23 protein-coding genes are annotated in these 21,123 nt (G+C 46.2%); 11 read left to right on the top strand and 12 right to left on the bottom strand.

Annotation, left to right across the window (positions count from 1 at the left end):
• Positions 1-205: 205 nt before the first annotated feature.
• A complete protein-coding gene (locus tag BBA02S_RS20570; RefSeq protein ID WP_156136548.1) occupies positions 206-361 on the bottom strand; it encodes a hypothetical protein in 156 nt (51 codons plus the stop codon).
• A gap of 18 nt (positions 362-379) precedes the next feature.
• Positions 380-1,831: a catalase KatA gene (gene katA / locus BBA02S_RS06010; RefSeq protein ID WP_041113701.1), complete on the bottom strand. Its 1,452-nt coding sequence runs from the start codon at positions 1,829-1,831 to the stop codon at positions 380-382.
• Between the two features lie 505 nt (positions 1,832-2,336).
• Here katA and BBA02S_RS06015 point away from each other — a divergent pair.
• The 3 genes from BBA02S_RS06015 (at position 2,337) to BBA02S_RS06025 (ending at position 5,121) form a co-directional block, all read left to right on the top strand.
• Positions 2,337-2,693: a DUF779 domain-containing protein gene (locus BBA02S_RS06015; RefSeq protein ID WP_041095575.1), complete on the top strand. Its 357-nt coding sequence runs from the start codon at positions 2,337-2,339 to the stop codon at positions 2,691-2,693.
• Positions 2,694-2,809: 116 nt separating this feature from the next.
• Positions 2,810-3,949 carry an alpha-hydroxy-acid oxidizing protein gene (locus BBA02S_RS06020; protein WP_052477301.1) on the top strand — a complete coding sequence of 380 codons (1,140 nt, stop codon included), beginning with the start codon at positions 2,810-2,812 and terminating at the stop codon, positions 3,947-3,949.
• A gap of 155 nt (positions 3,950-4,104) precedes the next feature.
• A complete protein-coding gene (locus BBA02S_RS06025; protein ID WP_041095576.1) occupies positions 4,105-5,121 on the top strand; it encodes an LLM class flavin-dependent oxidoreductase in 1,017 nt (338 codons plus the stop codon).
• A gap of 48 nt (positions 5,122-5,169) precedes the next feature.
• Here BBA02S_RS06025 and BBA02S_RS06030 read toward each other — a convergent pair whose 3' ends face one another.
• The 7 genes from BBA02S_RS06030 to BBA02S_RS06060 all read right to left on the bottom strand — a co-directional run bounded on the left by BBA02S_RS06030 (position 5,170) and on the right by BBA02S_RS06060 (position 11,054).
• On the bottom strand, positions 5,170-5,397 hold the full coding sequence (locus BBA02S_RS06030; protein ID WP_041095577.1) for a hypothetical protein: 228 nt from the start codon (positions 5,395-5,397) through the stop codon (positions 5,170-5,172).
• A gap of 64 nt (positions 5,398-5,461) precedes the next feature.
• Positions 5,462-6,310, bottom strand: coding sequence for a TIGR03943 family putative permease subunit (locus tag BBA02S_RS06035; protein ID WP_041095578.1), 849 nt, complete (start codon positions 6,308-6,310; stop codon positions 5,462-5,464).
• A 13-nt stretch (positions 6,311-6,323) separates the two neighbouring features.
• Positions 6,324-7,205 carry a permease gene (locus tag BBA02S_RS06040; protein ID WP_041113700.1) on the bottom strand — a complete coding sequence of 294 codons (882 nt, stop codon included), beginning with the start codon at positions 7,203-7,205 and terminating at the stop codon, positions 6,324-6,326.
• Positions 7,206-7,326: 121 nt separating this feature from the next.
• On the bottom strand, positions 7,327-7,788 hold the full coding sequence (gene psiE / locus BBA02S_RS06045; protein ID WP_041113699.1) for a phosphate-starvation-inducible protein PsiE: 462 nt from the start codon (positions 7,786-7,788) through the stop codon (positions 7,327-7,329).
• A 243-nt stretch (positions 7,789-8,031) separates the two neighbouring features.
• Entirely contained in the window at positions 8,032-8,751 is a 720-nt protein-coding gene (locus BBA02S_RS06050) for a YebC/PmpR family DNA-binding transcriptional regulator (protein ID WP_041113698.1), read from the bottom strand.
• Between the two features lie 270 nt (positions 8,752-9,021).
• A complete protein-coding gene (gene ypfJ / locus BBA02S_RS06055; protein ID WP_041113697.1) occupies positions 9,022-9,864 on the bottom strand; it encodes a KPN_02809 family neutral zinc metallopeptidase in 843 nt (280 codons plus the stop codon).
• 71 nt (positions 9,865-9,935) lie between these two features.
• Positions 9,936-11,054 carry an NAD(P)/FAD-dependent oxidoreductase gene (locus BBA02S_RS06060; protein ID WP_041095583.1) on the bottom strand — a complete coding sequence of 373 codons (1,119 nt, stop codon included), beginning with the start codon at positions 11,052-11,054 and terminating at the stop codon, positions 9,936-9,938.
• A 206-nt stretch (positions 11,055-11,260) separates the two neighbouring features.
• Here BBA02S_RS06060 and BBA02S_RS06065 point away from each other — a divergent pair, with 206 nt between their 5' ends.
• Positions 11,261-11,440 carry a small acid-soluble spore protein H gene (locus BBA02S_RS06065; protein WP_041095584.1) on the top strand — a complete coding sequence of 60 codons (180 nt, stop codon included), beginning with the start codon at positions 11,261-11,263 and terminating at the stop codon, positions 11,438-11,440.
• Positions 11,441-11,506: 66 nt separating this feature from the next.
• On the opposite strand, the gene cidR is transcribed toward BBA02S_RS06065, so the two are convergent.
• Positions 11,507-12,388, bottom strand: a complete 882-nt coding sequence (gene cidR, locus BBA02S_RS06070; RefSeq protein ID WP_041095585.1) for a cidABC operon transcriptional activator CidR — start codon at positions 12,386-12,388, stop codon at positions 11,507-11,509.
• Positions 12,389-12,497: 109 nt separating this feature from the next.
• Between cidR and BBA02S_RS06075 the strand changes: the two genes are divergently transcribed.
• Positions 12,498-12,872, top strand: a complete 375-nt coding sequence (locus BBA02S_RS06075; RefSeq protein WP_041113696.1) for a CidA/LrgA family protein — start codon at positions 12,498-12,500, stop codon at positions 12,870-12,872.
• Positions 12,869-13,555, top strand: a complete 687-nt coding sequence (locus tag BBA02S_RS06080; RefSeq protein WP_041095587.1) for a CidB/LrgB family autolysis modulator — start codon at positions 12,869-12,871, stop codon at positions 13,553-13,555. The genes BBA02S_RS06075 and BBA02S_RS06080 overlap by 4 nt, the downstream gene beginning before the upstream one ends.
• Positions 13,556-13,588: 33 nt before the next feature.
• On the opposite strand, the gene BBA02S_RS06085 is transcribed toward BBA02S_RS06080, so the two are convergent.
• Positions 13,589-14,638, bottom strand: coding sequence for an NAD(P)/FAD-dependent oxidoreductase (locus BBA02S_RS06085; RefSeq protein WP_041113695.1), 1,050 nt, complete (start codon positions 14,636-14,638; stop codon positions 13,589-13,591).
• A gap of 176 nt (positions 14,639-14,814) precedes the next feature.
• On the opposite strand from BBA02S_RS06085, the gene BBA02S_RS06090 reads away from it, so the two are divergent.
• The 4 genes from BBA02S_RS06090 (at position 14,815) to BBA02S_RS06105 (ending at position 18,635) form a co-directional block, all read left to right on the top strand.
• The gene (locus BBA02S_RS06090) at positions 14,815-15,615 is read left to right on the top strand and encodes an ABC transporter ATP-binding protein (protein WP_041113694.1); all 801 of its coding nucleotides are present in this window, start codon (positions 14,815-14,817) and stop codon (positions 15,613-15,615) included.
• Positions 15,612-16,535 carry an iron-hydroxamate ABC transporter substrate-binding protein gene (locus BBA02S_RS06095; RefSeq protein WP_041095591.1) on the top strand — a complete coding sequence of 308 codons (924 nt, stop codon included), beginning with the start codon at positions 15,612-15,614 and terminating at the stop codon, positions 16,533-16,535. The genes BBA02S_RS06090 and BBA02S_RS06095 overlap by 4 nt, the downstream gene beginning before the upstream one ends.
• An 85-nt stretch (positions 16,536-16,620) precedes the next feature.
• Positions 16,621-17,631, top strand: coding sequence for a FecCD family ABC transporter permease (locus BBA02S_RS06100; protein ID WP_041095593.1), 1,011 nt, complete (start codon positions 16,621-16,623; stop codon positions 17,629-17,631).
• Entirely contained in the window at positions 17,628-18,635 is a 1,008-nt protein-coding gene (locus tag BBA02S_RS06105) for a FecCD family ABC transporter permease (RefSeq protein ID WP_041113693.1), read from the top strand. Before BBA02S_RS06100 ends, BBA02S_RS06105 begins: the two co-directional genes overlap by 4 nt.
• 98 nt (positions 18,636-18,733) lie before the next feature.
• Here the strand turns inward: BBA02S_RS06105 and BBA02S_RS06110 are convergent, their stop codons facing one another.
• Positions 18,734-19,543 (bottom strand): SDR family NAD(P)-dependent oxidoreductase, encoded by an 810-nt coding sequence (locus BBA02S_RS06110; protein ID WP_041095809.1) that lies wholly within the window; start codon positions 19,541-19,543, stop codon positions 18,734-18,736.
• Positions 19,544-19,782: 239 nt separating this feature from the next.
• Between BBA02S_RS06110 and BBA02S_RS06115 the strand changes: the two genes are divergently transcribed.
• Positions 19,783-21,120, top strand: a complete 1,338-nt coding sequence (locus tag BBA02S_RS06115; protein ID WP_041113844.1) for a cytochrome ubiquinol oxidase subunit I — start codon at positions 19,783-19,785, stop codon at positions 21,118-21,120.
• Positions 21,121-21,123: the final 3 nt, after the last annotated feature.

Genomic DNA, 21,123 nt, shown 5'->3' on the forward strand with positions numbered 1-21,123 from the left:
TCATACCAACTTTTCAATATAAAGAATTTTTCAACTATTACATTCTATTTCGAGCTATTTTTCTTTATTAGAACCAAATCGCCGGCTAAAACCTTTCATTTATGAAACATCTTCTTTCACAAATGAAAGCAACGGATGCAGTTTCATATAAAAAAGCCTGCGAAGAGATTAAGTCTCTCCGCAGGCTTTAAAGCAGACATTCCTTTTAACCGTAGTTGCGCTCAGACGCGTATGACAATGCATCCACTAAAGAATAAAAACATAATTCAACATTTTTTTGGCTGGCTTTGTCTTCTCTAATCACGCAAAAATGATCATTCACCTTTTCAATAGCGACATTGGGATTCAGCTGCTTCTTCATCTCGTTCACCTCTCTTTTTTATGCTTCCTGGGGTACGGCAAGACCAAGCCCTTTTGCTACACGCGTGCCGTATTCCGGATCGGCTTTGTAAAAATGGCTGATTTGGCGAAGCTTAATCTCTTCACTTTGCACCGGCTTCATTGCACCGACAATATTTGCTACGAGACGGGTTCTTTCTTCTTCACTCATTAAACGGTACAAATCGCCCGCCTGTGTATAATGATCGTCCTGGCTGTAATTGTGGGTGCCTGCCTGCCCTGTTATCGCCAATGGAGTCACATTGGCTTCCGGCACCTCTTTCGGACCGCCAAAGCTGTTTGGCTCATAATAGACCGACTTGCCGCCGTTGCCGTCAAACCGCATTTGGCCGTCACGCTGATAATTGTGAACAGGACATTTCGGCGCATTAATCGGCAGAGCGTTATGATTGACGCCTACACGATAACGGTGGGCATCCGCGTAGGCAAATAAACGGCCCTGAAGCATCTTATCAGGTGAGGCCTCAATTCCAGGGACGAATGTGCCCGGAGAAAAGGTTGCCTGCTCAACTTCCGCGAAATAATTTTCCGGATTGCGGTTCAGCACCATTTTTCCAACCTCTATAAGCGGATAATCTTTTTGTGACCACACCTTTGTTACATCAAACGGATCCCATTTATATGTGTCCGCGTCTGCAGCTGGCATGATTTGCACATAAAGTGTCCAGGCAGGATAGTCCCCTGCTTCAATCGCATGAAATAAATCTTCCGTATGATAATCAGGATTTTCTCCTGCTAGTTTGGCAGCCAGTTCCACATCAAGATTCTTAATGCCTTGGTCTGTTTTAAAGTGATATTTGACCCAAACCGCTTCTCCTTGATCATTCACCCACTTAAACGTATGGCTTCCGAATCCGTGCATATGGCGGAAGGTTGCCGGAATGCCGCGGTCAGACATCAGAATGGTCACTTGATGGAGCGATTCCGGGGATAAAGACCAGAAATCCCACACAGCTGTCGGATTTTTCAAATGTGTTTGCGGATCACGTTTTTGCGTATGGATAAAATCTGGAAATTTAATCGCATCGCGAATGAAAAAAACAGGTGTATTATTTCCGACCAAATCATAGTTGCCCTCATCTGTATAAAACTTCACCGCAAATCCGCGCGGATCACGAACCGTATCGGCAGAACCCAATTCACCCGCTACAGTTGAGAATCGAACGAATAAGGGTGTGCGCTTCCCGGCTTCAGATAAAAAGCTTGCTTTCGTATACTTAGCGATCTCGCTGTTTGTGACTTCAAAATAACCGTGGGCGCCTGCTCCTTTCGCATGAACAACCCGCTCTGGCACCCGCTCCCTGTTAAAATGCGCCAGCTTCTCCAGCAAGTGAACATCTTGAATTAATGTAGGGCCGCGCTGTCCAGCTGTTTGTGAATTTTGATTATCGCCTACGGGGGCTCCCCAGCTTGTTGTTAATCGATTATTCATATAAACGTCACCTCGTCTTGTTTTAGTTGGTAACTTAATGATAACATCTATCAATGAAAAATCAATACTAAATTATAATTATTTTAAAAAAGAAATTACTTTTAAATAATCTCTATGATAAATAACTTAATCAGCAGCAACCGAAGACCCTATAAGGATATGATTTGACTTTCAACTAGTAAATAGAGATGATAAAGTTGCGAATTATATTTCAAAAAATTCTGATTTCTACCCTTCTAAAAAGAAGAGTCACAAGAATTTATGCGAATTCCGGTCTGGAAGGGTCGAACGTAACTTTTAAGAAACAATGAACGGACAGTCCTTCCTCTGCCGGGCTGAGGCCGGCTGAGCAGACAGCGGCGCGTATGGACAAACTGTTATCATCACTACCTAGCCCATGCCGCTTTCGGCGGCTATAAGCCGGCATTGGGCGTGAAAATCACTTGATGATGCTGTCTCACTACCAGCAATAAGGCTTACGCTAATGAGAAAGGAGCGCATTGGAATGGTCGAGCGCGTAACAGCAACTCCAGCTGCTCTTGCTTTAATAAACCAGCTAAAAGAAAAACACGGCTCTCTTATGTTTCATCAATCAGGCGGCTGTTGCGATGGAAGTTCCCCTATGTGCTATCCGCAAGGCGAGTTCTTAACGGGTGACAGCGATGTGCTGCTTGGCAAAATCGGCGATGCCCCTTTTTATATCAGTGAAGCGCAATACAAATATTGGAAGCATACACAGCTGATTATTGACGTTGTTAATGGGCGCGGCGGGATGTTTTCTCTCGAAGGTCCCGAAGGCAAACGCTTCTTAACGCGGTCACGCGTATTCACACCAGAGGAACGCGAGAAATTAAATAACTGAAGGCCGGCGGCTGCCGGCTTTTTCATTTACAGCAAAAGCTATATACAAGTAAAAAAAGAAACTTTACAATAAAAAGATAGAAAATTCAAAATTGTAGAGAAAGAGGGTTATAGAAGATGAGCAGACAAGAGCAGCTGGCAGCAGCTGAAACAAACAGCAAGGAAACAGATTTTCCGCTTTCTTTTGAGGAATGGGAGAAAAAAGCGGCCAGCCTTATGCAGGCAGGAGGCTATGGTTATGCAAGCTCAGGTGCGGGCCGGGAGGAAACAGCCAGAAGAAACGAAGAAGCATTTGGGAAATGGGCCATCGTCCCAAGGATGCTGAGCGATGTGTCTCATGCTGATTTAAGTGTCACTCTATTTGGCCATACATACAAACGGCCTTTTTTGCTGGCCCCTATTGGCATGCAGATCCTTGCCCATCCTGAAGGAGAGCTGGCCTCTGCTAAAGCAGCGGCTGCTTGTCACGTTCCTTTCGTATTAAGCACAGTGGCCAGCCATTCCATCGAAGAAGTAGCAGCTGCCGCTCCATCTGGCTCTAAATGGTTCCAGCTTTACTGGTCCAATAACGAAGAAGTTTCCTGCAGTATGGCCGAACGAGCGGAAAAAGCGGGCTATGAAGCGATCGTCCTTACCGTGGATACCGTAAGAACCGGCTTTCGGGAAACGGATATCCGCAGCCAATTTTCCCCGCTGTCACAAGGCTTTGGAAAGGCCAATTATGAAAGTGATCCGGCGTTCATGAAAGCCTTGGATAGGCATGATGAGACATCCGTTGTTGCCGCTATTCTTGAAAACATGCAAACTTTATCTCTTCATTGGAAGCACATTGCTAAGCTGAAAGAAAGAACTCGCCTGCCAATTTTATTAAAAGGAATCTTGCATCCCGAAGATGCGCGTCTGGCAGTAGAGCATGGTGTCGACGGCTTAATCGTTTCTAACCATGGCGGCCGGCAGCTTGACGGAGTCATCGCTGCGATTGATGCGCTTCCTGCCGTTTCTGAAGCTGTTCAAAAGAAGGTGCCCGTTTTATTCGACAGCGGCATCCGGCGCGGCATTGACGCTGTGAAGGCGCTGGCCTTGGGCGCAGATGCCGTGTTAATCGGCCGCCCCTTCCTCTATGGGCTAGCTTCCCACGGTCAGCAAGGCGTCGAACAAGTCATTGAGAATTTTGCCCGCGAAATAGAAATTTCTCTTTCCCTGTGCGGCATTGCTAATTTAGCGCAAATTGACAAGCTGAAAATGGTCAGGGATTAACCGGCTCCTAGCGCCCGCTTCAAAACTGATTTAGCGCCTGCTTAACAAGGCGTTCAATCAGTTTTTTTGTGATACCTTGCAGGCAATTCATTGGAAGATCAGCCGCAAACGCTGTATCATTGCTTATTGCACAGAGCTTGTAAGGAGGAGAAAACATGACTGCACCACAACTGAAGCATTTCCAAGGCATTCCTTTATCCGTTCTCGATCTGGCCCCCATTTTAGAGGGAAGCACTGCAGCCCAGTCGTTTAAACATAGCACCGATCTCGCTCAGCATGCAGAAAAGTGGGGCTTCTCACGCTATTGGCTGGCGGAACACCACAATATGCCGGGCATTGCCAGTTCAGCAACACCCGTTATGATTGGCCACATCGCTGGAGCAACCGAGCATATTCGTGTAGGTTCCGGAGGCATTATGCTGCCTAATCATGCAGCACTTGTCATTGCCGAGCAATTTGGAACACTTGAATCGTTATATCCCGGACGGATTGATCTCGGCATTGGACGGGCGCCCGGAAGTGACCAGGCTACAGCCTTTGCTCTGCGCCGCACCCTTCACAGCCGCGTTGAAGATTTCCCCCTGCAGCTGGATGAGCTTCAAGCTTATTTTGATACTAATCCATCCGCTCGCGTGCGTGCTTTTCCCGGCGAGGGTTTAAACATTCCGATCTGGCTTCTCGGCTCTAGTGATTTCAGTGCCCGCCTTGCTGCTGAGAAAGGCTTGCCGTTCGCTTTTGCCAGCCATTTTGCAGCAGACTACACACTGCCTGCGTTAAACATTTACCGCGGTCACTTTACACCTTCCAATGTGCTGGAAGAACCATATGCCATGGTTGGTGTCAATATTATCGCCGCTGATACAGAAGAAAGAGCCCGCTGGCTTGCTACCTCTCAACAGCAGCAATTTTTAAGCTTAAGAAGAGGAGAACCGACACAGCTGAAGCCGCCGATCGATGACATTGATCAAGTATGGAGCCCCTTTGAGCAGGCTGCGATTGAACAAACACTCGATTCCCGGGCTACCATTATCGGCACCCCCGATACGGTGAAACAAAAGCTGGAACGCTTCTTGGCCGAGACCAAAGCAAATGAAATCATTGTGAATTCACAGATTTTCTGCCATGAAGACCGGCTGCGCTCTTATGAAATCGTCGCCGGCCTGATGGAATAAAAAAACAGCCTGAAGCGGCAATGCTTCAGGCTGCTATGTATTTTCCCATCAACGGACAAACCGTCCCAGCTTTTCATTCCGGTCTTCCTGCTCCTCCCGGGAAGCAAGATCGTATTTTTTAAATAAATGAAACAGTTCATTTAACGTGTGCTGTGCGTGCCGGCTTTGCAAAAATACATGAAGGTCTTCATATAAAGAAGGCGGGAGAAACTCTCTTTGGCTTTCCAGCTTTTGAATGACCTCTTCCTGCGAATGATCAATGTTACACTGTCCCATGCCAATCACCCTTTCCGCGTGTCATGCTTCTAATCTAACATAAAAGCAGACACCCTTCAGCATTTTAATATCCTCTATAAACGTAAGGCTCCTTCGGCTTGTCAATCGCATGCCATTCTTTCACGCGCAGCACAGGAATCGTCGCTTTGAATGGCTGGTAATACATCGATGACAATGTGCCCTTCACATGAATCCAGTCATCATCCTGCAGCTTTGTTTCTTCCGGAAATTCAGCCAGCATCCCGAAAGCCCCTGAATCCGCCACACAATGGATCACACCAAACCGGAGCACAAACAGCTGACGCTGATCAGGGCTTTCCCCGCGGAAGGCAAAACCGTCAAACTCAATCACCTTTCCGAGAAAATCTCCCGGAAAGTGATAAATTGTTTCCATTCCCTTTAAAAACTGATCGTCACGTAACGCAATATGCTCTTTAGAAATATACTTCGACAGCTCTTTTTCCATCAACTCATCATAGCCTTCTTTGCCATAATACACACTTGTATCGGGCTTTAAATATTGAGTTTGGGCATAATGATCAGCCGCTTCAATCTGCTCAATCGGCTTAAATGAAAATCCTTTTGATTTGACGATAGTGGAATCGAGCGTAGCAATCGGAAAAAATAAGCCGGCGGCTAGGGGAAAAGCAAAGACGCCGTAAAAGAACCACCGCTGATAAAAAGGCTTGTCCTTTTCGTCACTGTGATCGTGATCGCAGCACGGCTCGCCGGCCGCTTCCCCGCCCCCTTTGAAGTAGTCATATACTTGAACAATCGTCAAAAGCGCAAAAATAAAAATAGCACTGTAAGACAAATAGGCATACTTCATATTGATATATTTAGCAATGTTGCCGGAAGCATGAAGGTGGAAAAAGAAATAAGTAAACAGCAGCAAAATATAGATGCGAAACATTCTGTCTCCCCCTTTAAATCAACAATGAACCGATAAATACAAAAATTGCAATATAGGCGACTAAATACAAAATAAAACGTTTTTTAAACGCATCAAGCATCATCAACACATTTTTAATATCAACCATCGGGCCGAAAACGAGAAAAGCGACTAAGGAGCCTGTAGAGAACGTACTTCTGAAGGAGGAAGCGATAAAGGCATCCGCCTCTGAACAAAGAGACAAAACAAAGGCTAAGCCCATCATGACAAGATGAGAAGCCGCTTCTGTTTGCCCAATTTCCAGCAGCGTGGACGTTTTTACATACGTTTGCATAGCGGCGGCAACAAAGGCCCCGATAATTAGATACTTGCCAACCGAGAAGAATTCATCTGCCGCATGGCGCAGCATTCCCGCGAACTTCTTCATAAACGTCTGCTTTCCGGAAGCATCGCAATGATTACGTACCGCTCCTTTAGCGATCAGCTGATTTCCCTTAAATTGCCTTGAAATAATCAGGCCTACAAGAACCGCCACAATGAATGATAAGCCGCCGCGGTAGAAAGGCATGTCCCATTGGCTGCCAAATGCAAGATAGGTTGAGAACAAAACAACCGGATTAATCACGGGTCCCGTTAGCATAAATGCTATCCCGGCGTGTAAAGGAACTCCCTTAAGAATCAGTCTGCGGACGATCGGCACGATGCCGCATTCGCAGGCCGGAAACAAAGCGCCAATGAACGCAGCTGACAAAACAGCTAAACATCGGTTTTTCGGTATCACCTTCGCCAGCATTTCCTCGGTAATAAACATCTGGATAAAGCCCGCAATGAAAACCCCAATGAGCACGAACGGAACCGCTTCAATCAAGATACTAATAAAAATCGTATTTAATTGTAAAAACGACTGTGAAAACATACATATCCCTGCCAATTACAAAGTTAAATATAGTAAGGGCTTATTATAACATACCAATTTCCAGGTCATTTTTTATGTTTCAAAGATAAGTAAATAGGACGGTGCGTGCACACCGTCCAAATCAATCCTTATCTGAATGGTTCTTTTGGAAAAACCACTTAACCTCTGGCCTGTCATGCGGAGTTAAATTCATAATGAAATAACCGATAATTAAAATTAACACAACGAGAGAGTAGATGAGTGTATTAATAGGGTGGTCATGGTCAACAATAATCAGCCGAATCATCGCCGTAATGCCGATATAAAGGAAGTATCTCAGCGGGAAATGATAGTCCTCTTTAAAATATTTGACGATCATCGTAATAAACTCGAAATAGAGGAAAAAGATGAGAATATTAGCCAGGAACAGCTTGTAATCATTTGTGCCTCTTTCAATTAAAATTTGGCTGAATACAACTAATTCCTTAATCAGCAAAAAAACTAAGATAATAGCCAGAAAAACAAGAGAAATATTTAACACCGTTTGCAGAACCTTCGGAATAACCTTCACAAATCCTATAAAATCCTTTTTCGTCTTTGTCATGCAAAACCTCCTAATAAATTATTTTGAAATAACAACGTCCCTAATGATCTTCTATTGGTGTCTGTATCGCTCACGTAAAAGAGCGGGACGAGCGGCTTGGTGAAAATGATAATAAGTATATATGATATTCTAACTATTTTTAAAATTCAATACAGATAAATCGGAGACTCTTTACAATTTTTTAAACACTCCTTACAAATCATTAAAAAAACAGGCCTTCGCTTCGGGCGAAGGCCTGTTTTCTTATTCACCTAAATCTACGTTATGGTATACTTGCTGCACGTCTTCCAGATCTTCGAGTGCATCAATCATCTTTTCAAACTGAGCCTGCGCCTCTTCCGGAAGGGTCACTTCATTTTGCGCAAGCATGGTCAGTTCAGCGACGGTAAATTCCGTAATGCCGGCGCCTTTTAATGCTTCCTGCACCAAATGGAATTGGTCCGGTTCGGCATAAACAATAACGGCTTCGTCTTCTTCGATGATATCTCTTGCATCAACGTCCGCTTCCATCAAAATTTCCAGCACTTCATCAGCTGTTTTGCCTTCGATTCCAATGACGGCAGTAGCATCGAACATATAAGCCACTGACCCGCTCACTCCCATGTTGCCGCCGTTCTTGCCGAAAGCAGCCCGCACTTCTGATGCTGTGCGGTTGACGTTATTCGTCAAGGCATCGACGATCACCATCGAGCCGTTCGGGCCAAACCCTTCATAACGAAGCTCATCATACGTTTCATCTGATCCGCCTTTTGCTTTTTCAATCGCACGATCGATAATATGCTTCGGCACATTGTAGGTCTTAGCGCGCTCAAGCACGAATTTTAACGCTTGATTGGATTCCGGATCCGGTTCTCCCTGTCTCGCCGCCACATAGATTTCGCGTCCGAATTTCGCATATATGCGGCTTGTGTTGGCATCTTTTGCCGCTTTTTTCTCTTTAATATTGTTCCATTTACGTCCCATCGTAAACACTCTCTTTCCACTTTGAATCTGAATCAAATGATGAATGCAAAACAGACTGGCTTTTCAACACTTTTTCAAACTGACTGTAAGGAACTGCTGATGCTTTTATATAACGAATCTTGTACGTTGCTGAATCATTTGCAGATTATATTATACATCAATTAAAGCCTCTTTGAAACAAAGAAGAGCGGGGTCTTTCTCCATTTTTTTCAAGATAGCTCTCTGACAGATCCTGCGGAAATCGTCGGCGGCCGCTCGTCAAGAAATTTTTTATAAATCACGGGCATTAAAGGTATCCCCGCCCGTTAAGCTGCCGGATTGAAAGCCTTTATTAAACCAGCGCTTTCTTTGTTCAGATGTTCCGTGCGTAAAGCTTTCAGGCACAACATAGCCTCTCGCCTGCTTTTGAAGCGTGTCGTCACCAACCGCGCTGGCTGCATTTAACGCTTCGTCCAAGTCCCCTTCCTCTAAGACCCCCTTCCCTTCAGCGTGGCGGGCCCACACGCCGGCCAAGTAATCCGCCTGCAGTTCAAAGCGCACAAGATATTTGTTAAACTCCTCCTCGCTAAGCTGCTGGCGCAGAGGCATAATTTTGTCGCTCGTTCCTAAAAGGGTTTGGACATGATGTCCCACTTCATGGGCAATCACATAGGCCATAGCAAAGTCGCCGGGTGCATGAAACCTTTGCTGCAGCTCATCATAAAAGCTTAAATCAATATACAGCTTCTGGTCACCTGGACAATAAAACGGCCCCACTGACGCACTTGATGTACCGCAAGCCGACTGCACGCTATTCGTATAAAGCACAAGTGTCGGCTCTTTATAAACTAAGCCCTGCTGCCTGAAAATCTCTGACCATACATCCTCTGTATCCGCAAGCACAACGGATACGAACCGCGAAAGTTCTTTCTCCTTCTCGGTTTCTTCATATGTGCCGGTATTGGCATCATCCGTTGTTTGCAGACCGTTCATCAAATCGGCCGGATCACCGCCGAGAAAAGCGAAAACGAGGATCAGAATCAGGCCGCCGATGCCTCCCCCGATCAGCGTTCCTCCTCCTCTCCCTCTGCGATCCTCGACATTGGCACTTTCTCTTCTTCCTCTCCATTTCATCGCGCTTCCTCCCCTGGCTGCTTGGTTATTGATGTTATACCCAGGATAAGCGAAGTTAAAAAAAGAAGATTTTAAGCGTCGATGGCGCCCGCTACATCGTATAGCTGAAGATCAATGTCAACCGTTTCACCGAGTGCCAGCTTAGCAAGCTGGGCTCCGAGGAAAGGACCAGCTGTTAAACCGGAAGCGCCAAGACCATTGGCAAGCAGAAGGTTTTCCACTCCCGGCACCTCTCCGATAACGGGCAAAAACCCCGGCGTAAACGGCCGAAATCCAACACGCGCCTCCACAAATGTGCCATCTGCCAAGCCAGGAGCGACAGCCAGCGCTTTATCAAAAACTTCGTGCAAGCCGCCAGCCGTCACACGCCGGTCAAATCCTTCATGCTCCTCATGGGTCGCGCCAATCACAATACGGCCATGATCAAACGCCAAAATGTATTGATCGTTAGGCGGCATCACGACCGGCCAGCCGGCAGTGTCCGTGTCTTCAAGCTGCAGATGAACGATTTGGGCCTTTTGCGAGGTAAGCTGAAAATTCAGCCCAAGCGGTGCCAGCAGTTCATCTGCCCAAGCTCCTGCGGCCACTATCACGCGATTGGCTGCATAGCTCTGGCCGTTCACGCGTGCGCCAGTCACTTTTCGCCCAGCATGTTCTAGCTCGGCAGAACCGCGCAGATGAACAGCGCCATGCTTTTTGGCGGCCTGAAGAAGCGCATTTCTTAACTCCCGGCCATTAACCCTTGCTGCTCCGCTGACATGAACAGCAGCGAATTCTTCCGATAGAGGCGGAAACTGCTCAGATGTTTCCGAAGAAGCCAAAAGGCGAATGTCGCCTATTTCGGGCGCATGCTCCCTCCTCTCCAATGCCCGTTCTTTCATTTTCTCCAGCTTGCCGGCATCCGTATGCAGGCTGACCGCGCCTACTCGCTCATAGCCGGTTTCCGTTTCTCCCTCTTCCTCCAACTGCCTGATCAATGATGGATAATAGGCGGCTCCTCCTTTGACAAGGGCATACCAAGCCTTGTTCCGCCGCTGGGACAGCCACGGACAAATAATGCCTGCCGCCGCATCTGTTGCTTGCCCTTTATCCTCTCGATCAATCACCGTCACTTCCGCTCCCGCTTTCGCTAAATGATAAGCAGCGGATGCTCCTAAAATTCCTGCACCTATGACAATAAATTCTCTCATGTGAACTCCTTCTTCTATTTAATTCTTGCAAGGATCGGCCCTCAATAGGAACGCCCCTGCTATGTAAACATTTATCTTGTCTGTCACCAGGCCATTTTCCGTTTTGCCACCCGTTTATTTTACCATGCAGCTGATTGAAACAGAGAATAGATGAGCCGTTCAATGCCCATATTAGAAGGGAAATCAATGGATAAGGAGGCTTATACATGAACAAACAACGCGCTAAAGAAATTGCTGATTCACCGATGATGAAGCATGTGACGTATCAGGGAATGCCGATTTATATCCAGCATGTGGATGAAGAAAATGAAACCGCCAGAATCTATCGTTTAGACGAACCGGAACACGAGCAGACGGTTTCCTTAAATAACCTGGAAGAGCATTAAATCCATTTGCTGCCTGACGCGCCTTCCCTCTGCAGAGAATGAAGGCGCGTTATCTAAAAACCTTTCTTATCCAAACAAATCCTGGGTAAACCGCAGCCATTCGCGCGCGGCAAACGAGAGATAACGATCTTTCCGCCAAATCATCACTAAGTGCCAGGGAATCACAGGATCAACAAGCGGCAGCACTCGGATGCGGTTTCTATCAAGCTCCCGGCAAATCGGCTCCGGAAGAAGCGCAATTCCGAGATTAGCCGCTACCATTTCACTAATAAAGTCCCATTGCGAACTTTCATAGACTACCTGCGGCTGAAATCCCGCCCTTACACACTCAGCAATCACCCGATCATGAAGCGCAAAGTCTTTGCGGAAAAACACGAAAAACTCCTGATGCAGCTCGGATAACTTCACTTTTTCTTGTTCTGCCAGCCGGTGAGAAGGATGGACGAGCAGCATGAGTTTTTCCTCAACAAGTGAAAACGAATGAAACAGCGCTTCATTGGCAGGTGACAGAACGACTCCAATATCAAGCAGGCCTTTCTCCACATGCTCTTCTACTTTCTTCGCTCCGTCTTCTACAAGCTGAATAACGATGTCCGGATATTGTTCACGAAATTTCCCTAACACTCTCGGAAAAAAGCTTGATCCGATCATTGGCGGCAATCCAATGGTAATACGGCCTTTTTTCAAATGAATTAAATCATCCAGCTCTACCGACAAATGCTGAAAAGAGTGAACAATATCCTGTGCCTGGGCAAAGATCACCTGCCCGGCATCGGTTAATTCCACTTGCTTGCCTGAGCGGTTAAACAGCACCACTCCCAATTCCTCTTCAATGCTCTTAATCATTTTGCTGATGGTCGGCTGTGTAATGTACAAAGACTGGGCTGCTTTCGTAAAGCTTTTATGGTGAGCCACCTGCAAAAAATAGTGTAAATGCCGGATATCCATGCTCATTCTCCTTTTTAATGATAGATAAAAGGAATACTGTTTATTCTATATATGCATTTTACCTATAGAAGAAGATGAAGTACACTTTTCTTTGAAAGGAGGAAATGACATGAGGATTTTCCTTGGAAGCACCGTGCAAGTCATGCTCTTATGCGCCTTTTCTCTCAGCATGAAACAGCTAGTTAACGTCCTTCATTTAAAAGTTCCGGGAAGCATCTTAGGGATGTTTATTCTTTTTATCCTATTGCAAACGAGGGTGATCCGGCTTGAGTGGATTGAGCTGGGGGCCAACTGGCTGCTGGCGGAATTATTATTATTTTTTATTCCATCCGCTGTAGGAATTATAAAATATAAAGAAATGCTCATAGATGACGGGATCTATATCACAGTAGTCATTATTCTCAGCACAGCCGTAGTTATGGCCTGCACGGGGATGACGGCCAAAAAAATCGCCGAAAGAAAGGGGCAAAGACAATCATCATGACCGCTCTCTTTAGTCTTGTTTTCACTATAAGTTTATATTGGGGAGCCAAATGGTGTTACAAGCACAAGCCGAAAGTCTATTTGTCTCCCCTGCTTACGGTTCCTGTGCTAGTTGGCGGCTGCTTGCTATTGACCGGCATTTCTTATGAATCGTACGATGCAGGCGCACAATGGCTCAGCCGGATGCTTGAACCGGCGACTATCGCTTTTGCTGTTCCTCTTTATAAGTATTTCAATATATTAAAAAAACATGCAGCTGAAATTTTTATCAGCGTATTCTCCGGCTCTATTGCCGCCATTCTATCATCGATGGCGATTGCTAAAATGCTGCACTTAAATCCACAAATTGTGGAAAGCCTCATCCCGCGCTCTGTCACTACGCCGATCGCTATGGGCGTATCTGAGACCATTGGCGGCATTCCCGCCATTACAGCTGTATTTGTCATTATGACCGGGCTGCTCGGATCTATTATCGGCCCGATAATCATTCATCTGCTGCGGATCGACAATGACATTGCCCGGGGAGTGCTGCTTGGCACGGGCGCACACGGGGCCGGCACATCAAAGGCGTTTGAGTTCAGCTCCATAACAGGGACCATTTCCAGCTTATCGATGATCTTGGCCGCCCTGATCACCCTTTTTACGGTCCCTTGGATTTTGTCTGTCTTGCCGATCCTTTTGTAAAGAGGGACCTTCTTAGAGAAGAGCGTTCCTCTTCTATTTCATCATCTGTTTCACTAGTTCTCTGTTGCGCGTCTTAAAGATCTCATTATGGGACGAGACCATGCCGGTTTTAGATGCCCCGGGCTGAATCAATTGCTTGGCTTGATTGACCGCATTGGCTGCGTCTTGAAAAGCGCCTGCGATCAAATGCAGCTTGCCGTCGTGCTTGAGAATATCTCCGGCGGCGTAAAAGCCCTCTACCGATGATTCGCTGGAGGCATTTCCGGCAATGAAATATTCATCTACTCTTTCAATGTCCAAGTCACTATTCTCAAATAATTGTTTATCCCGTTCATAGCCATGATTAACGATTACCTCATCGATTGGCAGGTATGTAGTCTCACCTGTCTGATGATTGGTCAGCTCCACCCGTTCGATCGCTTCATGGTTTTTGCAGGCGATAAGCCGCGTAATAGACGTATGGAACAAACAGATGGCTGAGCTGTTCATCAATTGCGTAACTTGTGCTTCATGGCCGTTTAATTCTCCTTTTCTATAAGTTAAATAAACGGTTTTGGCAATGGGCTCTAACTCGTTAGCCCAATCTATCGCCGAGTTTCCGCCGCCCGAAATAACAACTGTTTTATCCTTGAAACGCTTTAAAGATTTAACGGTATAATGCAAATTCGACACTTCAAACTTCTCTGCTCCCTCAATTTCCAGCTTTTGCGGCTTTAAAATTCCGCCTCCAACGGCAGCAATAACGGTTTTAGAAAAGTGTTTCCGTCCCGAAGCCGCATGCAGGATAAACATGCCCTCCTCATTCTTGGTAATAAACTCTACTTTCTCATTTAGCACCACTTCAGGGTGAAACGTCAGCCCCTGTGCCACCAGCTGCTCGATTAATTGAGCTCCCGGAATCGGCGGCTGGCCCCCAACATCCCAAATCATTTTTTCCGGATACACATGCAGCTTTCCTCCTAATCGCGGCTGGTATTCGATCAGCTTTGTTTTCATTTCCCTCAATCCGCTGTAAAACGCTGAATAAAGACCCGCTGGCCCTCCTCCTATAATGGTGACATCAAACAATTCTGGTTGTTCCATATTCACTCGCCTCCTCAATCATCAAATGTAATTGATTATCATTATCAATTAATATACTCTTTTTCCATTGCCCAGGCAATAAAAAATACCCATTGACAACAGGATATAAGCGAATTATAGTATGTAGATGAATGAAACTGATAATCATTATCATTTATTACGGAGGAAGTGAGGCTATGATTCGTCTCTGCACAGATGGCTTAAATGTGGGCTATAGCGAGCGGTTAATTGTTAAAGAGTTGAGCATGGAAATCCCTGACAAAAAAATCACGGCCATTATCGGTTCAAATGGCTGCGGAAAGTCTACTTTGCTAAAGGCCATTACCCGCCTTATCCCCCATCAATCCGGGACAGTCCTTTTGGATGGAGAAAATATTGCAAAAGAAAATACAAAAGCTCTTGCCAGAAAAATGGCGATTCTCCCTCAAACACCAGAAAGTGCAAGCGGCCTTACCGTCGGCGAATTGGTGTCTTACGGGCGCTTTCCTTATCAAAAAGGCTTTGGACGCTTAACAGAAAAAGATGATCAAGTCATTGACTGGGCGCTTGCCGCGACTGGCACGCAGGACTTTAAATTTCTTCCCGTAGATGCGCTGTCCGGGGGGCAGCGCCAGCGCGTCTGGATTGCCATGGCTCTTGCCCAGGAGACAGACATTATTTTTCTGGATGAGCCGACAACCTATTTAGACATGGCCCATCAGCTGGAGGTGCTGGAGCTTTTGCAAAAACTGAATCGTGAACAGGCACGCACGATTGTAATGGTGCTTCATGATTTAAATCAGGCGGCCCGGTTTGCTGATTACATTGTTGCCCTAAAGGACGGGAAAATCGTTACATCCGGAAACTGTGAGGAAGTCATGAAACATGAGGTGCTGAAGCAGGTATTTCATATTGACGCCGAGATCGGGCGGGACCCCCGAACAAACAAACCCATGTGCCTAACTTATCACTTAATCAAAGGAGAACAGAAAGAATGAAAAAAATAATTGTTTCATGCTTGCTGCTGATCGTGCTCGTTCTGAGTGCATGCAGCGGCGGAGAATCCGATAAAAAGGAAACAGCCTCCAAAGAAAGCAAACCGAAAATGATCACTTATGAAGCTGAAACGGGACCGGTCAAAGTACCTGCCGATCCGAAACGCGTGGTTGTTCTTCAATCATTTGCAGGAAACGTAATGGCTTTGGATGTAAATCTCGTTGGAGTAGATTCATGGTCTAAAATGAACCCGCGTTTCGCGAAGCAACTAAAAAATGCAAAAGAAGTGTCAGACGAAAATCTGGAAAAAATTATCGAGCTTAATCCCGATTTAATTATTGGCCTATCGACGACCAAAAATATTGATAAGTTAAAAGAAATCGCTCCTACTGTTACATACACATACGGAAAAGCAGATTACTTAACGCAGCATATTGAAATTGGCAAGCTTCTTAACAAAGAAAAGGAAGCGCAAGCCTGGGTGGATGACTTTAAAAAACGCGCCCATTCGGCCGGAAAAGACATTAAAGCCAAAATCGGCGAGGATACAACCATTTCCGTTATTGAAAACTTTGACAAGCAGCTCTATGTATTTGGCGATAACTGGGGGCGAGGAACGGAAATTCTTTATCAGGAAATGAAGCTGAAAATGCCGGAAAAAGTGAAGAAAATGGCCTTGAAGGATGGATATTATGCTTTGTCTTTAGAGGTTCTTCCTGAATTTTCCGGAGATTATGTAGTTCTCAGCAAAAATTCGGATACTGATCATTCCTTCCAAGAAACAGACACATATAAAAACATACCGGCTGTTAAAAACAACCGTTTATTTGAAGTGAACGCTAAAGAATTCTATTTCAATGACCCTATTACGTTAGAATTTCAGCTCGACTACTTTGTTCAACACTTTCTTGGCAAGCAATAAGGAGAAAGGGAACGTCTCCTCTTTATTCCTGGCTGCGGCAAGCAAAAAATCGACCCTATTTCATAAAAGAAAAGATGAGAGATGAATGAAAAAAGAAAATCAACGCTTTACTTTATTTATCTATCCATTGACAGCCGGTATTTTTGTGTTCGTCCTGTCGTTTGTTGCTGCTCTCGTGCTTGGAGCGGCAGATACAACAATCAAAGATGTATGGCTGGCGATCGCTTCTGATGCCAATGGCAAAAATATATCTCTTATCCGCGAAATCCGGCTGCCACGCGAAGTGGCTGCGGTATTCGTTGGAGCTGCCTTAGCTGTTTCAGGCGCTATCATGCAAGGCATGACAAGAAATCCGCTGGCCGATCCCGGACTGTTCGGGCTGACTGCCGGGGCAAATGCCGCTCTTGCTGTCACCATTGCTTTTTTCCCTTCAGCCAATTATTTCTATCTCATGGTGGCTTGCTTGATCGGGGCTGCGGCCGCGGCCGGCATGGTATTTGGCATTGGGATGCTGAAAAAAGGAGGATTCTCTCCCCTTCGAATTGTACTGGCAGGCGCAGCTGTCTCAGCCTTTTTATACGCTGTAGCTGAAGGCATCGGCCTTTATTTCAAAATTTCAAAAGACGTATCGATGTGGACATCGGGAGGCTTGATCGGGACATCCTGGAAACAGCTAGAAATTATTATACCGTTCATTTTAATCGGTCTTTTCATGTCTCTTCTGCTGGCCAGACAGCTGACCATTTTAAGCTTAAGCGAGGAAGTAGCCACCGGACTAGGCCAAAAAACCAACCTTATAAAAATGATTCTCTTCTCAGTCATCGTTCTGCTGGCCGGCGCAGCTGTGGCTCTTGTCGGAAATATGGCCTTTATCGGGTTAATGGTGCCTCATATGGTAAGAGCGGTTGTCGGAACAGATTACCGCTTCATCATTCCGATGTCCATTGTCGCCGGCGCTTCGCTGATGCTCGTTGCTGATACACTTGGACGGACGATCAGCGCTCCCTATGAAACACCAGTGGCGGCTATTGTATCGATAATGGGGCTGCCCTTCTTTCTGTTCATTGTCCGAAAAGGAGGCCGCATGTTCTCATGATTCAACCTGCAGTGATCAAAAAACAGCGAATCATTTTATGTATGCTGTGTGCGCTGATTCTCGCTACAGCCATCATCGGCATAAGAATGGGATATGTGCCGCTGCCATATGACAGGATTGTCCCCACCCTTCTTGGACAGGGGACATTTAAAGAAGAATTTATTTTATTTTCCATTCGCTTGCCGCGAATGGTCCTTACCTTGCTGGCCGGTATGGCGCTGGCATTGTCCGGGGTTATTTTGCAAGGAATCACACGCAATGATTTAGCTGATCCCGGGGTTATTGGGATTAACTCTGGCGCCGGTGTCGCCATTGCGCTTTTCTTCTTGTTCTTTCCGGTCAAAGCGGATTCATTTGTTTACGCGCTGCCAGTTATGGCTTTTGCCGGCGCTTTATTGACAGCCAGTCTCCTATACGCTTGTGCCTATAACAAAACGACCGGCCTGCAGCCGGTCAGGATGGTGCTTGTCGGAGTCGGCTTTTCGATGGCACTCTCCGGCCTGATGGTGATCTTGATCTCATCTGCTGAGCGTTCCAAGGTGGACTTTATCGCCAAATGGCTGGCCGGGAATATTTGGGGAACGGACTGGCCTTTTGTTTGGGCGCTCCTTCCGTGGCTGGCCCTGCTGATTCCTTTCTCCTTGTATAAAGCGAATCGGTTAAATCTTCTTGGCTTAAATGAACCGGCAGCCATCGGCGTAGGCGTAGCGATCGAAAAAGAGCGCTTGACGCTGCTTTTAACAGCGGTTGCCTTAGCCGCTTCAGCGGTTTCAGTCACGGGCGGAGTTTCCTTTATCGGGTTAATGGCCCCCCATATTGCCAAAGCCTTGGTCGGTCCCAGACACCAGCTGTTGATTCCTGTGGCTGTTCTTACCGGCGGCTGGCTGCTGCTGCTTGCCGACACGACCGGACGCAATCTGGCTGATCCGGATGGTATTCCAGCCGGCATTATCGTCGCCTTAATCGGCGCTCCCTATTTTATATATTTGCTATTGAAGAAATAGTGAAAAGCCCATCGCACAGGCGATGGGCTTTTCAGACGCTTGGCTGGAACAGCTGATTTTCATTCCAAACCCCTTTTGTTTTTCAGATTAGCAGCTGATCATTTCGAGCGGGATTGCTCCATAAACTCATTGAAATCAGCGATGCTCGGGTTACCCATATAATGTCCGCCTTCTACCTGGATCGTTTGTCCGGTAATGAACTTGGACTCATCTGAAGCAAGGAACAACACCGTGTATCCGATATCATCCGCCTCGCCGTGATAAGGCAGCGCATTAAATTTAGAAAAGATATCGAGTACGGCTTCCGGCATGCTTTGCTTCGCTGCAGGGGTTAAAATCAATCCCGGCGCCACGGCGTTGCAGCGAATGTTTTCTTTTCCGTACTGAGCAGCAATATACCTTGTGAGGTTCACTACCGCCGCCTTGGACGCGCCATAAGCCGAACGAAGCGAATCACCGGCAAAGGCGGCCATTGAGGCTGTATTAATAATGGACCCTCCCCCCGCTTTGATCATATGAGGGATGGCAAATCTGCTGCCCAACAGAACGCTTTTTGTGTTGATATTCATCAAGCGATCCCATTCCTCCAGATCGATATTGACGACATCCAAATCTTTTTGCAGATTGGTTGAACCTACATTGTTAAAGAGAACGGTAATCGTTCCATAGTTCTCAACTGTAAAATCAACCGCTGCTTTAATGGAATCTTCTTTTCCTGCATCAAGAAACACAGCAGTGGCTTCTCCGCCTTGTTTCTTGATGTTCTCTGCTGCTTCTTTAGCTCCTTCCACATTAAAGTCAGCGATGACCACCTTGGCTCCTTCTTTAGCCATTAATGTAGCTGCTGATAATCCAATACCTGAAGCTCCTCCTGTTACAAGAGCCACTTTTCCTTCTACCCGTTTCATCCCTGTCACTCCTTTATGATATGCCTGCTGCTGAGGCTGCTTTATATCGTTCATTTCTCCCATCTTAATTATTTTAACATTTAACTATTTATAATTAAAATGTTTTTGCTTTAGCAAACAGAAAGCTGGCAGAACGGCTAGGCTTCTTTAGCATTTCCAGACAAGGAGATGAACTCTCTTACATATTCTTGCTTTTTGTTGGAAATGATAGGAGACAGACAGAAAGGACGGAAGAAATGATGGATAATTTATTGATTGCACGCTCCTTGTTCGGGATGACGATGGCTTTTCATATTATTTTTGCGACGATTGGCGTGGGGCTGCCTTTAATGATTTTGACAGCGGAGTTGCTCTATCAAAAAACAAAAGATACAGATTATGTAGTCATGGCGAAGCGCTGGACCAAAACATTTGCTGTTCTGCTGGGAGTCGGCATTCCATCCGGCACGATTGCCGGGGTCCAGCTATCATTGCTCTGGCCAGGGTTCATGGAGACCATTGGCCGGGTCATGCCGCTGCCGTTTCAAATTGAAATTTACGCTTTCTTTATTGAAGCGCTGTTTATGTCGATCTATGTCTACGCAGCTGAAAGGATCGCTCCGTGGATGCGGATTATCAGTTTAACGCTAGTAGCCTTAGGGGCCTTAGCCTCTGCTGTCTTAATTACAAATGTGCACGCTTTTCAAGGAACGCCGGCAGGATTCCGATATGAAAACGGAAAATTCTTCGACATTAATCCATGGGAGGCTTTTTTCAATCCAAGCTTTTTTGTGACGGCCGGACATGTCGCCTTGTCGGCCTATGTGGTCGGCGCTTTCGTCGTTGCTTCCGTAGCGGCCTTTAAAATGATGAAAAACAAGCATGGTTCCAGAGTCTATCTTTTTCATCAAAAGGCCTTAGTGGTGAGTCTCGTATTAGGAGGAATTTTCTCGTTATTAACAGCTGTTAATGGGCATGAATCCGCTCAATATTTGCATGAATACCAGCCGGAAAAACTGGCTGCGGCTGAAGGATTGTTTGAAACGCAGTCGCATGCTCCCTTGGCCATCGGAGGCATCACGGACCGGGAAACACAGTCTGTTAAAGGCGCAATTGAAATTCCCTGGGTCCTAAGCTTTTTGGCAGGCAACAGCTTCGATACAGTCGTTGTCGGGTTAAATGACTTTCCGGAAGAACTGTGGCCGCCCTTATTTATTCATACCCTCTTTAACGCGATGGTCGGGATCGGTTCGCTGCTCATCCTCATTGCTCTGCTCGGCATCGTTTGGAAAAAACTCTTGAAAAAGGACCGATTTCCCCGCTGGTTTTTATGGGTACTCGTCTTATCCGGGCCACTCGCTGTTATTGCGATTGAATGCGGCTGGATATTCGCCTGCTCGGGAAGGCAGCCATGGGTGATTTACCGCGTGCTGGCCACCGCTGATTCTGTCACATCCGCGACGAACCTCGGCGTCCTCTTTCTCGCGTTCTTTAGTGTCTATGTTCTTTTGAGCATCACGGTAGTGGTTGTGCTGCGGTATTTCTTCCGAAAGCATACAGAGCTGGATGACCTTCAAAAAGCTGAAAGCAGAGCTTAATAA

It is taken from the genome of Bacillus badius NBRC 15713 (assembly GCF_001591605.1).
GTDB classification, from domain to species: domain Bacteria; phylum Bacillota; class Bacilli; order Bacillales; family Domibacillaceae; genus Pseudobacillus; species Pseudobacillus badius.

What these genes read in the sequence shown, in the direction of transcription:
- BBA02S_RS06015 (WP_041095575.1), top strand. Translation starts at nt 2,337, where the DNA reads ATGGTCGAGCGCGTAACAGCAACTCCAGCTGCTCTTGCTTTAATAAAC.
- BBA02S_RS06030 (WP_041095577.1), bottom strand. Translation starts at nt 5,397, where the DNA reads ATGGGACAGTGTAACATTGATCATTCGCAGGAAGAGGTCATTCAAAAG.
- BBA02S_RS06115 (WP_041113844.1), top strand. Translation starts at nt 19,783, where the DNA reads ATGGATAATTTATTGATTGCACGCTCCTTGTTCGGGATGACGATGGCT.
- BBA02S_RS06065 (WP_041095584.1), top strand. Translation starts at nt 11,261, where the DNA reads ATGAACAAACAACGCGCTAAAGAAATTGCTGATTCACCGATGATGAAG.
- BBA02S_RS06020 (WP_052477301.1), top strand. Translation starts at nt 2,810, where the DNA reads ATGAGCAGACAAGAGCAGCTGGCAGCAGCTGAAACAAACAGCAAGGAA.
- BBA02S_RS06035 (WP_041095578.1), bottom strand. Translation starts at nt 6,310, where the DNA reads ATGTTTCGCATCTATATTTTGCTGCTGTTTACTTATTTCTTTTTCCAC.
- psiE (WP_041113699.1), bottom strand. Translation starts at nt 7,788, where the DNA reads ATGACAAAGACGAAAAAGGATTTTATAGGATTTGTGAAGGTTATTCCG.
- BBA02S_RS06040 (WP_041113700.1), bottom strand. Translation starts at nt 7,205, where the DNA reads ATGTTTTCACAGTCGTTTTTACAATTAAATACGATTTTTATTAGTATC.
- BBA02S_RS06105 (WP_041113693.1), top strand. Translation starts at nt 17,628, where the DNA reads ATGATTCAACCTGCAGTGATCAAAAAACAGCGAATCATTTTATGTATG.
- BBA02S_RS06100 (WP_041095593.1), top strand. Translation starts at nt 16,621, where the DNA reads ATGAAAAAAGAAAATCAACGCTTTACTTTATTTATCTATCCATTGACA.
- BBA02S_RS06075 (WP_041113696.1), top strand. Translation starts at nt 12,498, where the DNA reads ATGAGGATTTTCCTTGGAAGCACCGTGCAAGTCATGCTCTTATGCGCC.
- BBA02S_RS06095 (WP_041095591.1), top strand. Translation starts at nt 15,612, where the DNA reads ATGAAAAAAATAATTGTTTCATGCTTGCTGCTGATCGTGCTCGTTCTG.
- cidR (WP_041095585.1), bottom strand. Translation starts at nt 12,388, where the DNA reads ATGGATATCCGGCATTTACACTATTTTTTGCAGGTGGCTCACCATAAA.
- BBA02S_RS06090 (WP_041113694.1), top strand. Translation starts at nt 14,815, where the DNA reads ATGATTCGTCTCTGCACAGATGGCTTAAATGTGGGCTATAGCGAGCGG.
- BBA02S_RS20570 (WP_156136548.1), bottom strand. Translation starts at nt 361, where the DNA reads ATGAAGAAGCAGCTGAATCCCAATGTCGCTATTGAAAAGGTGAATGAT.
- BBA02S_RS06060 (WP_041095583.1), bottom strand. Translation starts at nt 11,054, where the DNA reads ATGAGAGAATTTATTGTCATAGGTGCAGGAATTTTAGGAGCATCCGCT.
- BBA02S_RS06025 (WP_041095576.1), top strand. Translation starts at nt 4,105, where the DNA reads ATGACTGCACCACAACTGAAGCATTTCCAAGGCATTCCTTTATCCGTT.
- BBA02S_RS06110 (WP_041095809.1), bottom strand. Translation starts at nt 19,543, where the DNA reads ATGAAACGGGTAGAAGGAAAAGTGGCTCTTGTAACAGGAGGAGCTTCA.
- BBA02S_RS06080 (WP_041095587.1), top strand. Translation starts at nt 12,869, where the DNA reads ATGACCGCTCTCTTTAGTCTTGTTTTCACTATAAGTTTATATTGGGGA.
- BBA02S_RS06050 (WP_041113698.1), bottom strand. Translation starts at nt 8,751, where the DNA reads ATGGGACGTAAATGGAACAATATTAAAGAGAAAAAAGCGGCAAAAGAT.
- katA (WP_041113701.1), bottom strand. Translation starts at nt 1,831, where the DNA reads ATGAATAATCGATTAACAACAAGCTGGGGAGCCCCCGTAGGCGATAAT.
- ypfJ (WP_041113697.1), bottom strand. Translation starts at nt 9,864, where the DNA reads ATGAAATGGAGAGGAAGAAGAGAAAGTGCCAATGTCGAGGATCGCAGA.
- BBA02S_RS06085 (WP_041113695.1), bottom strand. Translation starts at nt 14,638, where the DNA reads ATGGAACAACCAGAATTGTTTGATGTCACCATTATAGGAGGAGGGCCA.